This is a genomic window from Pseudolysinimonas kribbensis (assembly GCF_030161895.1).
GTDB lineage: Bacteria > Actinomycetota > Actinomycetes > Actinomycetales > Microbacteriaceae > Pseudolysinimonas > Pseudolysinimonas kribbensis.
This window is the reverse complement of sequence record NZ_BSVB01000001.1, coordinates 2,140,647-2,153,232: the sequence shown is the minus strand read 5'-3', so window position 1 is coordinate 2,153,232 and position 12,586 is coordinate 2,140,647. Positions and strand designations below refer to the sequence as shown.

Genomic DNA, 12,586 nt, shown 5'->3' with positions numbered 1-12,586 from the left:
AAGGTGAAGATCTCGAGGAGGTGTCGCCGGAGCGCAGGAAGGCGATCTCGAATCCGCGCGCGTCCGACGGCTGGTGGATGCCCGACATGTGCCGCCAGCCGAGCGGGGCGTAGTAGGCGACCGTGCGATCGAGATCCGCGACGGTCTCCGCGACGTGGTCGAGGCGCGGGCGCTCGGGGTGCCGAGCGCCCAGTCGCTCTCGACGGCCTCCCGATCGAGCACCTCGTGGTACTGCAGCGGCCCCTCGACCAGCTCGAGCAGGGTGCCGTCGGGGTCGTAGAAGAAGGTCAGACGCACCCCGCCCTCGGCCTCGAGGGGCTCGAGATGGAACCGCACCCCCGCCTCGTGAAGCGCGGCGACGATCGGGTCGAGAGCGGCGACCTTGAACCCGACGTGACGGAACCCGGCGTGCAGATCGTCGGCGATCCACGACGACGGGGCCGCCCGATCCACGCGCCGGAGGCGGATCGTCGCCGTCACGAGGTCGAGGTCGGCACCGTGCTCGGAGACCTCCCCGACCGGGACCGCGGCGAGGAAGCGGGTGTAGAAGTCGACCGCGCGCGGGACGTCGGCGACGTTCAGCAGGACGGATCGGATGGACACGGGCTCGCCCTTCGCCGTCGGAGGAGTGCCGCGATGGGGCGCTCTTTCTTACATTATGATAGTTAGTGGCCGCCGCGGCAAATCACGTGGCATGATCGACGGCTAACTCCGGCCGACCCGCGCGTGCGGCGTGAGCGACTGCTGCAGGGCGAGGGACGCGGCCCCGACCGCCGCCGCGTCGCGCGCCGGATCCGAGAGCACGACCTCGACCCGGTGGATGTCGCGGACGCGCGCCAGCCCGCCCACCGCGTCGCGGATGACGCGCAGGTAGATGGGGCCGGCCTCGGCGAATCCCGGCCCCGCCAGGTACACCCGATCGAGGTCGAGGAGGTTGACGACCGAGAGCGTCGCCTGGGCGACGTAGCGGGCCGAGCCCTCGATGAGCGCGACGCAGGCGGTGTGACCCTGCGCCGCCGCGCGGCCGACGGCGGAGAAGTCGTGCCGCACGTCGGCCTCGGCCCCCGACAGGCCCAGCTCGGCGGCCAGACCCTCCACCGCCATGGCGTCGGAGATCACGCGACGCGGCGCGGCGAGCATCTCGAGGCAGCCGCGCGACCCGCACCAGCACGGCGGCCCGTCGACCTCGAGCACCATGTGGCCGATCTCGCCGACGTTCGAGGAGGCACCGCGCGCGAGCGAGCCGTGCTCGACGATGCCGCAGCCGAATCCGGTCGCCATGTAGAGGGTCGCGAAGTCCTGGCTCGCCGACAGGCGCCCGACCCAGAACTGCCCGATCGCCGCGCACGCCGCGTCGTTCTCGCGGACCACGGGCAGACCCGACGAGGCGGCGAGCGCGTCGCGCACCGCGAAGTTCTCCCACTCCTCGGCGTTCAACGACGCCCGCTCCGCACGGCTGCGGATGTCGAGCCCCGCCCCCGCCACGCCGATCCCCACGACGCTCGCGCGGTCGATCTGGAGCCCCGCGAGCAGCAGCTCGAGCTCGCCGGCGACCCGTTCGATGACGGCGCCGGGCGCCTCCTGGCCGGTCCCGCGCGTGACGAGGCGGCCGACGAGCCGGCCGCCGAGGTCGGTGACGGCGTAGGTGAGGTGGGCGTCGTCGAGCGATAGGCCCACGGCGTACCGGGAACGCGGGTTGAGCTCGAGCAGGGTCGGTCGCTTGCCGCCCGTCGAGTCGCCGTAGCCCGTCTCGATCACGAGCCCCGCCTCGATGAGCGCCTTGACGATCCGCGTGATCGAGGCGCCGGTGAGCCCCGACAGCTCCACGAGCTCGTTGCGGCTCACCGTGCCGCTCGAGCGGATGAGGTCGAGGATGGCTCCCCGCGTCTTCTCGGACGACGGGCCGATCTGCTTCACCACGCTCACCTGGGCCACCTCACGCACTCTCCCTGGCCGCGACGCCGGCGCGGGGCGCCGGGAGACGCCCGAGCTCGCCGCCGGCCGTGACGCGCAGCACGCACTCGCCGAGCAGGCGGCCGATCTCGGTCGCGCGGCGATCGAGCGCGGTGATGGTCGGGTCGCTCGTGCGGCAGAGCAGGGAGTCGTTCCAGGACAGCACGCCGGCGTCCCCCGGGACGGATCGCCCCGTCTCGCGGATGGCGGCGATGATCGCGACCGCCGCGGTCGCGTCCGCGGCGACCACGGCCGCCGGCGCCACGGCCTCCGCGACGGCGCGGGCGACCGCCTGCGGTGTCGCATCGTCGAGCGCCCTGACCCGGCCGCCGAGCCGGGCGAAGGCGGAGTCGCGCAGGTCGGAGGCGTCGGAGGCGCCCGCTCCGTCGGGGGCGTACAGCACGTCGCGATAGCCGCGCCGGTCGAGGAAGGCCGCCAGTTCGTCGGCCGCGGCGTCGTCGTCCAGCACGACGGCCGAGACGCCCGGCAGGTGCTCCTCGTGGGTGAGCGCGACGACGGGGATCCGCAGCCGCGTCAGCAGTGCGACGCGCGCGTCGTCGGCTTCCGCCGGGATCACGACCACGGCATCCGGAGCACCCGAGGCGTGCCAGGCGTGGTAGACGTCCAGTTCGGAGTCGGCGTCATCCACGACCCTCGCGAGGAACGGCAGGCCGGCCTCGCTCACCGCCTCGCCGAGGGAGTGCACGAGCGCCGAGATCACCGGATCGGCGGCCAGGACGTCGCCGACGAGCACGAGCCCGACACCGTTCATCTGCTCACCATAGTGAGGCACCCCGCGCGAGACGGACCGTGCCCTCATTACAGCCGAAAAGTAAGTATGTCCTAGTCTGTCCTTGTGACCAGTACGATCTCCCCCGGCATCTTCGACGACGCGACCGACGTGGGACCGGTGGCGATCCCCGGCTCCGTGCAGGAGCAGGACGGCGGCTACCGGGTGACCGGGAGCGGCACCAACATGTGGTTCGAGCGCGACGAGTTCCACTTCGTGTGGAAGCGGGTCGAGGGCGACATCGCGCTCGCCGCGACCATCGCGTTCCCCGAGGCGGGCGCCGATCCGCACCGCAAGGCGTGCCTCGTGATCCGCGCGAGCCTGGAGCCGGGGGCCGCCTACGCGGACATCGCCCTGCACGGCGACGGCCTCACGAGCCTGCAGTACCGCCCCACGACCGGCGCCGTGACCCGCGAGGTGCAGTCCTCGGCCGTCGCGCCGCGCCGCATCGGGATCACGCGCCGCGGCGACGTCGTCACGGCGCTCGTCGACGGGCGACCCTCCGGCGGCTCCGTCCGGCTGCGGCTGGACGGCGCGTACTACGTCGGGCTCGCCGTGTGCTCGCACGACCCGGGCGTCGCCGAGGCCGCGGTGTTCTCGGATGTCGAGCTCGGGGCCCCGACCCCTCGACCGGCACGCTCTGGAGCAGCCTCGAGACCGTCGACATCGCGTCGACCGACCGGCGCGCCGTCCACGTCGTCGACCGCTGGATCGAGGCGCCGAACTGGACCGCCGACGACCGCCTGGTCTTCAACGGGGAGGGCCGGATCTTCGCGGTCGCCGCGGCCGGCGGCGACGAGGAGCGCATCGACACCGGGACCGCCGTGCAGTGCAACAACGACCACGGACTCTCGCCGGACGGCACACAGCTGGCCATCAGCGATCAGAGCGAGGGCGAGTCGGCCATCTCGATCCTCCCGCTGGCGGGCGGTGTGCCGCAGCGCGTCACGACCCAGGCGCCGTCGTTCTGGCACGGCTGGTCGCCCGACGGCGCCATCCTGGCCTACACGGCGCGACGCGACGGGGTCTGGGGCGTGTTCACGATCCCGGCCGACGGCGGCGAGGAGCGCCGGCTGACGACCGCGACCGGGCTGGACGACGGCCCCGACTACTCGCCCGACGGCCGCTGGATCTACTTCAACTCCGATCGCACCGGTCGCATGCAGATCCACCGGATCCCCGCGGAGGGCGGCGACGTGGAGCGCGTGCTCGAGACCGCGACCGCCGACTGGTTCCCGCACATCTCCCCCGACGGTCGCTGGCTGGTGCACCTGGCCTACGCGGCCGACGTCGTCGGCCACCCGCGCGATCACGAGGTGACGCTGCAGCTGGTCGACCTGACGGACGGCTCGTCGCGCGTGCTCGCCGAGCTCTTCGGCGGCCAGGGCACCATCAACGTCCCGTCGTGGTCGCCCGACAGCCGCCGCCTGGCGTTCGTGAGCTACGAGTACCACTGACCCGGGCCGCCGGCGCTACTTGAGCGCACCCGCCGAGAGGCCGCGCTCGAACAGGCGCTGCAGCAGGAGGTAGGCGACGATCTCCGGGATCGCGGTGACCACCGCGGCCGCGACGACCTTCGTCTGGTCGTTGTTGAACTCCCCCACGAAGAAGGTCGGCACGAGCGTCACCGTCTGCAGCCCCGGATCCTGGAGGAACACCAGGGGGAGCAGGTAGTCGTTCCAGGTGCCGATGAGGGTGAGCACGACAATGGCAGCGCCGATGGGCGCCGTCAACGGCCACACCACGTAGCGGAACGTCTTCCAGGTCGTCGCGCCGTCGACGCGGGCGGCGTCGAGCAGGTCGTTCGGGATGCCGTCGACGAAGTTGCGCGTCAGCAGCACCGTGAAGGGGATCTGCAGCGCCGCCAGCGGGAGGATCACGGCGATGAAGGTGTCGTAGATCCCGAGCGCGCTCGCGGTCGCGAACAGCGGGGCGAGGATCACGACCTCCGGCAGCGTGAGCGCCGCCAGCATGAGCCAGAACAGCACCTCCTTGCCGCGGAACCGGAGCTTCGAGAAGGCGAACGACGCGAGCATCGTGCAGACGTAGACGATGACGATCACGCAGACGGCGATGATCGCGCTGTTGCGGAAGAAGACCGGCAGCTCGGGGATCGCCAGCACGGTCGCGTAGTTGTTCCAGCCGGTGCCCGCCAGCGACTCCTGCACCATCGCCACGAGCGGGTACAGGAACGGCAGCACCAGGATCGTGGCGACCAGCTGCAGCACGACCTTCGCGGGCAGGCTCCGGGCCTCAAGCACGTCGTGCTCCTCTCGCGGCCGGTCGCGCGCAGGATGATCGCGGCCGCCACGGCGAGCACCAGCAGCATCATCGACAGCGCCGAGGCGTATCCGACGGCGTTGAGCGGCACGCTCTGGCGGTAGATGAGCGTGCCGAGGAACTCGGTCGCGTAGTTGGGTCCGCCGGCCGTGACCAGCTGCGGGATGTCGAACAGCTTGAGCGAGCCGATCGCCGTGAGCATCGCGATCGCCACGGTCGTGCCCCGCAGGTTCGGCCAGATCACGCTCCACAGGATGCGCACGTTGCCGGCGCCGTCGAGGCGCGCGGCCTCGATCATCTCGGGGTCGAGCTGCCCGATCGCCGCGTAATAGAGGATGAAGGAGATCCCCGTCCCGCTCCACACGGCGATCGACAGGATGACGGCCAGGGCCGTGTTCCCCTGCCCGAGCCACGCCTGCTTGAGGAAGCCGAGGCCGACGGCGCCGAGCAGGTCGTTGAACTGCCCGGTCGGCGTGTACATGACCCGGAAGATGGGAGCCATCGTCGCCGGGGCGATTACCACCGGAACGAAGACGATGACCTTGTAGACCACCGCGAGCCGCACCTTCGAGTGCAGCAGCACCGCGAACACGAAGCCGAGCACCGCCTGCGCCACGAACGCGACGACGAAGAAGATGACGGTGTGCTGCAGGCTGTCCCAGAACACCGGGTCGGCGAACATCCGCGCGTAGTTCTTGAACGCGATGAACATCGGGTCGGGGCTGATGCCGTCCCAGTCCTGCAGCGAGATCCACGCCGTATAGCCGACGCAGAAGTAGATGACGGCGACCGAGACCACGAACGCCGGCAGCAGCCAGACGTAGTTCACCGCCCTCGCGCCGTCCGCGCTGCGGCCCGGGCGTGTGCGCCGGGCGGGTATCGCGGTCGTCATCGACTGTGCTCCATCCTCGTGGATGCGATCGGAGCGGGCGCGGACCCGCGTGGGGCCCGCGCCCGCTCGTCGATCACTGGCCGGACTGCGACTGCAGGGTCTGGGCCGCCTGCTCCGGGGTCGCCTTCGCGCCGAGCGTCGTGCTCGCCGAGTCGAGCAGCGCCTGGTCCAGCGTCCCCGAGATGTTCGCCAGTCGCGCCTCGGTCACGTTGGAGGTGTACTTCGACAGCCAGTCGAGGTACGGCGTCTGCTCCTTCGTGTTCACGAGCGGCACCTTGCCGTAGTCGGGCGTGATGCCGGCCAGCACCGGGTCCTCATCGAGGTTGTTGGCGATCACCTGCTGGCCCGCCTTGGTCGCGCCCAGCCAGGTGGCGAAGGTCTCGGCCGCGGCGATGTGCTTGGACTTCTTGTTCACCGCGAGGGCGTAGTCGGGATCGCTGAACGCGGCGATCGTGTGGCCCTTGCCGGCGACATCCGGGAACGGGATCGGCACCATCGTGATCATCTTGCTGGTGTCGGAGACGCCCGCGCCCTGGAGCGCCGCCTTGAGCGTGTCGGTGCGCGTGTACTGGCGGTACCAGGTGCCCATCTGCACCATCGCGACCTGCCCGGAGAGGAACGCGTTGTTGACGTCCGGGTACTGCTGGATCCCCAGCGCGCCCGGATCGAGGATCCCGTCGCTCTGCAGGTTCTTCCAGATCGTCAGCGTCTGCACCATGGCCGGGTCGCTCCACTTCGCCTTGCCGGCGATGGCCTTCTCGTAGAAGCCGGGCTGCACGCTGTTGGCGATGGTATGCAGGGTGTCCTGCTCGAAGCCGGCGGGGTCGACGCCCTCACGGAAGCAGCCCACGTTGTGCTCGCGGAAGGTCTTGCAGACGCTCTTCCACTCGTCCAGCGTCTTCGGCGGCTTGAGGCCGAACTGGTTGAACAGGTCGAGGTTGATCCACATCATGCCCGCCGCGACCTTGCCGATCGGCGCCGCCTTCAGCTGGCCGCCGACCGTGAAGTCCTTCACGCCGGTGGCGAAGAGGCCGTTCTTCCAGTCGGCGCCGCGCAGCTTCTTCATCGACGGCGTCAGGTCGACGGCGTCGACACCGTAGGTCTTGACCGTCGCGCCGGTGCCCCCGACGAGCAGGTTGAAGACGTCCGGCCCGTGCGACGACGCGAGGGCCGGGCGCAGGGCGGCGGCGTACGTCGCGTCCTGGATCTTCTTGAAGGTGATGTGGATGTCCGGGTACTTCTTGTTGAACTCGGTGATGGCATTCTCGGCGACCGCCTGATCGGGCGTCCACCCCCACCACGTGAGGTCGCCCTTCTGCGCGGAGCCCTGGCTCCCGGACGAGCCGGAGCAGGCGGCGAGACCCGCCGCCAGGAGGCCGGCGACCGCGAGCGCCGCAGCGGTCCGAACCGTCCTCTTCGAGATTGCACGAAACGACACTGTTTCTCCTCAGGTGTTGGAGTGTGCGTCGGTGGTGCCCGACCGGACCACAGTAATCTTCGCCGATCTAATTTACAAATAGAATGTAAGTAGGTCGGCGCGCGGCGCGGGTGTTTGGGCAGAGCGCCGCGGACCCGCTCGGGCCGGGCACTCGGAGGGCGCGCTCCGGCGTCGGGCTCGGCGCCCGGCACCCGCCTCCGGCGTCAGAGAGCGGAGGCGCCGCGCCGGGCCAGCAGCAGATCGAGGGCGGCGGCGCTCGCGCCGAGCATTCCCGAGGCGTCGCCGAGCAGCGGCGGCACCAGGAAGTCGAAGGCGTCCGCCGTGATCGCGTGCCCCGCGTGCGGCCCGCCGGTGACGAGGGGGAACTGCTGACGCGTCTCGTCGAGCAGCCCCGGCGCCTTCAGGACCCCGCCGCCGATCACGATGCGGTCGACGCCCGAGGTGTAGGCCACGGTCGCGGCGAGCTGAGCGATGTAGAAGCCGAGGATCTCGTGCGCCCGCGACCGGATCCGATCCGGCAACGACGACGAGTCGACGCCCCAGCGCGCGAGCACCGCCGGCCCCGACACGAGGCCCTCCAGGCAGTCGCCGTGGAACGGGCAGCTGCCGACGAAGTCGTCCAGCGGATGGCGGCGGATCATCAGGTGGCCGAGTTCCGGAAACCCGTTGCCGTGGAAGAGCCGGCCGTTCAGCACGAGCCCGACCCCGACGCCGGTGCCGACGGTGGCGTAGCCGATCGACGCGACGCCGGCCCCCGCGCCCCACCGGTGCTCGGCGGTCGCCGCGCCGCTGACGTCGCTCAGCAGCGCGGTCGGCACGGCCTCGGCGACGGGGATGCGCTCGAGCAGCTTGGTGTTGGCCCAGCCGGGCTTGACCGTGCCGGTGATCCAGCCGTAGCGCGGCTCGTCGCGCGACACGTTGAGGGGACCGAACGAGGCGATCCCGAGCGCCTCGATGGGCTGCCGGTCGCCGACCTCGCTCAGATACTCGTTGATCCGTCCGATGGTCTCGCTCGGCGATGTGGTGGGAAATCGTCGGACATCGAGCGGCACCGCGGGCTCCTCCGGAGAGAAGGCTCCGCAGACGACCTTCGTGCCGCCCGTCTCGATGCCCACGATCACGCCGAGAGCTCCCTCCGTCAATCCGGAGTTCGTCCGGTTCGTCCCTCGTAGACGAGGGTGCCGACCGCCCAGCCGGTCCGCCCATCTTTCCGGCGCTTGTCCCACGTTGTCAAGCGCGACGGCGTCCCGCCGATCACGGGATTTGGCCCTACTCTGCTCCTATGGTCGATCGCGCCGCCTCGACGCCTCCCGCGCGGGGCGGCGTACGGGCCACGGTCGCGGATGTCGCCCGTCTCGCCGGCGTGAGCGTCAAGACGGCGTCGCGCGCGCTCAACGGCCACTCGAGCGTCAAGGAGTCGACCCGCGCGAAGGTGGTCCAGGCCTCGCTCGCGCTACGGTTCCGCCCCAACGCGATGGCGCGCGACCTGCGGCGCGGAGGCCGCCCCTCCACGATCGCCTTCGTGATCGGCGACCTCACCAACCCCTTCTACTCGCAGGTCGCGGTGGGCGTCAGCGACGCGACCGCCGAGCTGGGACTCACGCTCGTCATGGCCGCCTCAGGCGACCAGGCGGCCAGGGAACGCCCGACGGTCGACAGCATGCTCGAGCGCCGCGTGCTCGCGCTCCTGCTCGTGCCCATCGCGAGCGACCACTCCTATCTCGAGGGCGAGCGACAGCTCGGCACCCCCATCGTCGCCGTCGACCGGCCCCTTTCGAACGCGGCGAGCGACTCGGTGATCTTCGACAACCGCGGCGGCGCGCGCTCCGGTGTCATGGCGCTCGCGGATGCCGGGCACCGGCGCATCGGATTCGTCGGCAGCTCGAGCGGCCTCTACACGCACGGCGAGCGGCAGCTCGGCTACCACGACGCCGTCATGATCCGCGGGCTCGATGCCGACCCCGATCTGGTGCGGGAGGACGCCGACTCGATCGAGGCGGCGGAGAACGCCGTCACCCAGCTGCTCGCCCTCGCCGAGCCGCCCGACGCCGTCTTCGCGGGCAACAACCGCGCCGCGTTCGGGGCGTTCCGGGCGATCAGGGCGGCCCGGGCCGACACCGCGCTGCTCGGCTTCGACGACTTCGACCTCGCGGAGTCGCTCGGCATCTCGGTCGTCGCGCACTCCCCGACCGAGATGGGCAGGGTCGCGGCCGCGCTCGCGCTGCGCCGGCTCGACGAACTGGATGGCACCCTCGAGCAGATCGCGCTGCCGACCTCGCTCGCGCTCCGCGCATCGCACCGCGCCTTCGCCCACCCCTGACCGGCGGGCGGCGCGCGCGGCGCTCAGCCCAGTCGGGAGCGGAAGAAGTCGACGGTCTCCTGGGCCTGGAACTCCTCGCCGTTCTCGTGCCCGTTGTACGGGTAGACGACGATGCGCTTGTCGCCGCCGGCGTAGTGGTTGAAGGCGGCGAACACCGTCGACGGCGGGCAGACCTCGTCCATGAGCCCGGCCGAGAACAGCGCGGCGGGGCGCGCCCTGGCGGCCATGTTGACGCCGTCGAAGTACGAGAGGGTGCGTAGCACGCGCTCCTCGGCATGCCGATGCACGTGCAGGTACTGCACGATCTCGGCGTACGGGTGGGTGTCGACGAGCGTGATCGCCCGGCGGAATCCCGTGAGGAAGGGCACGTCGATCACCGCCGCCGTGACCGGGGACGCGAGCGCGGCCGCCGCGAGCGCGATCCCGCCGCCCTGGCTGCCGCCCTGCACCGCGATGCGGGCGGGGTCGACGAGCGGGTGCGCCGCCGCCGCGTCGACGGCGCGGACCGCATCCGTGAAGACGCGCCGGTAGTAGTACGTCGCGGGATCGTCGATGCCGAGCGTCATGACGCCGCCGGAAGACGGGCCGGTGAAACCCCCGTCGGGGGTGTCGCCCGGGCGATACCGGCTGCCCTGCCCCCGGGTGTCCATCACGAGCTGCGCGATGCCGGCGCTCGGCAGCTGCGACCACGACCCGACCAGGCCACGGCCCCCGCCGTACCCGATGTACGACACGACGACCGGGAGGGGCCCTCGGCGTGCCGCGGGGCCACGAACCAGCCGGCGATCGGCTGTCCGTCGAACCCGGCGAACCGGATGTCCTCGGTGATGAGCTCGCGGTACCCCGCGTCGACCTCGCGACGGTCCAGCCCGACGTCGTGCCGCCGCGCCTCGTCGAGCGTGGCGCGCCAGAAGTCGTCGAAGTCGGCGGGCTCGTCCCGCTCGGGCAGGTACTGCTCGAGCACCTCGAGCGGCAGGTCGAAGTGCGGCATGGTCTCCTCAGTCATCCGGCCTGGATGGAGTGCAGCGTCGCATAGACGCCGTCGGCCGCCAGCAGCTGCGCGTGCGTGCCCTGCTCCACGATACGGCCGGCGTCGAGCACGACGATGCGGTCGGCCGAGCGGATCGTCGAGAGTCGGTGCGCGACCACGAGGGTCGTGCGCCCGCGGCGCAGGGTCGCGAGCGCCTGCTGCACGAGGCGCTCCGATTCGCTGTCGAGCGCCGAGGTGGCCTCGTCGAGCAGCAGGATCCGCGGGTTCCTGATCAGCGCCCGCGCGATGGAGATCCGCTGGCGCTGCCCGCCGGAGAGCCGCGCCCCGCGCTCCCCGAGCAGGGTGTCGAGCCCCTGCGGCAGGTCGTGCACCAGGTCAAGCGCGTTCGCCTCGCGCAGCGCCTCCCGCACCCGGTCATCGTCGACGTGGTCGAGCCCGTAGGTGACGTTGTCGCGGATCGAGCCGGTGAACAGCACCGACTCCTGCGGCACGACGGAGACGCTCTGCCGCACCGTGCGCAGGTCGAGACCGTCCATGTCGACGCCGTCGAGCAGGATGCGGCCGGCCGTCGGGCGCAGGAACCCGAGCGCGAGGTTCAGCACGGTCGACTTGCCGGATCCCGACCTGCCGACGAACGCGACCGTCTCGCCCGGCTGGATGTCGAGGTCGAATCCGTCGATGGCGAGAGAGTCGCCGGCGTCGTAGCGGAAGTCGACGTACTCGAATCGCAGGCGGCCCGTCACCCCGTCCACGCGCACCTTGCCCTCGTTGCGCTCGACGTCCGGCTCCTCGAGCACCTCGCCGATCGACCGCAGCGACTCGCGGCCCTTGGTGAGCAGCGGGGCCAGGTTCAGCAGGTTGACGATCGAGTTGGTGAGCATGACGAAGTAGGTGCTCAGCAGCACGACCTGCCCGGGGGTGATGGGCAGCAACCCGCTCACCGACACCAGCGCGGCGCCGATCAGGCATCCGATCGACAGGAACTGGAAGGCGACCCAGGCGAGTGAGGTGAAGCGGCCGTTGAGCACGTCGAGCACCAGGCCCGAGTCGCGTACCGTGCGCGCCGTGGTCGTCACGCGCTCCGTCGCGACGTGCTCGAGACCATGGGCGCGGGTGATCGGCAGCAGCGACGCCATCTCGCCGACCTGCGACGAGAAGCGCTCGACGTCACGGCGGAATCCCTCGTTGCGGCGCTCGGAGCGCTTGCGCACCCCGCGCACGAACGTCACCGAGAGCGGGATGACGAGCGCGAACAGGATCAGGAACGCGGGCACCTGTATCGCCAGCACCACGATCGCCCCGGCGATGACACCGAGCGCCGACAGGGTCGGGTTCGCCGCCTGCTGGAGCATCAACTCCACGTTCTCGACGTCGCGGACCACCTTGGTCTGCATGACGGAGGAGCTCGTGCGGGTGTGGAATCCGATGGACAACTCCTGCAGGCGATGCGCCAGCCGATTGCGCAGGGCGACGCCGAGATCCCGCACCGACGAGTTGAAGAAGCGCACGTAGACCTGACTCACCGGATAGTTCAACCCGACGAGCACGAGGGCGGCCCCGCCGAAGGCGATCAGCCGGAGGGCCGGTCCGTGCGCGACCACCGTGTCGATCACCGCGGAGGTGATGACGGGCAGCACCCAGATCGGGCTGTCCTTGACCACATAGGCGAGGGCGGCGATCGCCAGACGGCCCCACGCGGGGCGCAGGGCGCGCGCGAGCCCCGAGAACGGGCGCTCCACCGAGATGGACGACCCGACGCCGCTCGTCGTGACCTGACTGTGACCCACGATGTCACTCTAGGCGAGGCAATGGAGGCTTCACGCCTCAAATTCCCGTTGTTCGGGGCGTGGTCGCGCCCGCTGATCGGCGTGCAAGCGATGACAACGATGGTCAAATGGGCTTGCGTCGTCGCCGGACCGCGT

Annotated in this window: 9 protein-coding genes and 2 pseudogenes; 2 read left to right on the top strand and 9 right to left on the bottom strand. The window is 71.0% G+C overall.

What is annotated here, in order from left to right:
• Positions 1-309: 309 nt before the first annotated feature.
• The 3 genes and pseudogenes from QQK35_RS11970 to QQK35_RS11960 all read right to left on the bottom strand — a co-directional run.
• A pseudogene (locus QQK35_RS11970) lies at positions 310-603 on the bottom strand (VOC family protein); the annotation flags it as partial.
• 102 nt (positions 604-705) lie between these two features.
• The gene (locus QQK35_RS11965) at positions 706-1,935 is read right to left on the bottom strand and encodes an ROK family transcriptional regulator (protein WP_284254368.1); all 1,230 of its coding nucleotides are present in this window, start codon (positions 1,933-1,935) and stop codon (positions 706-708) included.
• A 1-nt stretch (position 1,936) separates the two neighbouring features.
• A complete protein-coding gene (locus QQK35_RS11960; RefSeq protein WP_284254367.1) occupies positions 1,937-2,725 on the bottom strand; it encodes a substrate-binding domain-containing protein in 789 nt (262 codons plus the stop codon).
• Between the two features lie 575 nt (positions 2,726-3,300).
• Here QQK35_RS11960 and QQK35_RS11955 point away from each other — a divergent pair.
• Positions 3,301-4,200: a TolB family protein gene (locus QQK35_RS11955; protein ID WP_284254366.1), complete on the top strand. Its 900-nt coding sequence runs from the start codon at positions 3,301-3,303 to the stop codon at positions 4,198-4,200.
• A 15-nt stretch (positions 4,201-4,215) separates the two neighbouring features.
• Here the strand turns inward: QQK35_RS11955 and QQK35_RS11950 are convergent, their stop codons facing one another.
• The 4 genes from QQK35_RS11950 to QQK35_RS11935 form a co-directional block, all read right to left on the bottom strand.
• Positions 4,216-4,914 carry a carbohydrate ABC transporter permease gene (locus QQK35_RS11950; RefSeq protein WP_284255691.1) on the bottom strand — a complete coding sequence of 233 codons (699 nt, stop codon included), beginning with the start codon at positions 4,912-4,914 and terminating at the stop codon, positions 4,216-4,218.
• Positions 4,803-5,915: a carbohydrate ABC transporter permease gene (locus QQK35_RS11945; protein WP_284254365.1), complete on the bottom strand. Its 1,113-nt coding sequence runs from the start codon at positions 5,913-5,915 to the stop codon at positions 4,803-4,805. Before QQK35_RS11945 ends, QQK35_RS11950 begins: the two co-directional genes overlap by 112 nt.
• A 73-nt stretch (positions 5,916-5,988) precedes the next feature.
• Positions 5,989-7,353 carry an ABC transporter substrate-binding protein gene (locus QQK35_RS11940; RefSeq protein ID WP_284254364.1) on the bottom strand — a complete coding sequence of 455 codons (1,365 nt, stop codon included), beginning with the start codon at positions 7,351-7,353 and terminating at the stop codon, positions 5,989-5,991.
• 203 nt (positions 7,354-7,556) lie between these two features.
• Positions 7,557-8,474 carry an ROK family protein gene (locus QQK35_RS11935; RefSeq protein WP_284254363.1) on the bottom strand — a complete coding sequence of 306 codons (918 nt, stop codon included), beginning with the start codon at positions 8,472-8,474 and terminating at the stop codon, positions 7,557-7,559.
• 161 nt (positions 8,475-8,635) lie between these two features.
• Here QQK35_RS11935 and QQK35_RS11930 point away from each other — a divergent pair, with 161 nt between their 5' ends.
• Positions 8,636-9,673 carry a LacI family DNA-binding transcriptional regulator gene (locus QQK35_RS11930; RefSeq protein WP_284254362.1) on the top strand — a complete coding sequence of 346 codons (1,038 nt, stop codon included), beginning with the start codon at positions 8,636-8,638 and terminating at the stop codon, positions 9,671-9,673.
• Positions 9,674-9,696: 23 nt separating this feature from the next.
• Here the strand turns inward: QQK35_RS11930 and QQK35_RS11925 are convergent.
• Together QQK35_RS11925 and QQK35_RS11920 are read right to left on the bottom strand one after the other, a co-directional pair.
• Positions 9,697-10,664 (bottom strand): annotated as a pseudogene (locus QQK35_RS11925) (acetylxylan esterase).
• Positions 10,665-10,675: 11 nt separating this feature from the next.
• A complete protein-coding gene (locus QQK35_RS11920) occupies positions 10,676-12,451 on the bottom strand; it encodes an ABC transporter ATP-binding protein (protein WP_284254361.1) in 1,776 nt (591 codons plus the stop codon).
• Positions 12,452-12,586: the final 135 nt, after the last annotated feature.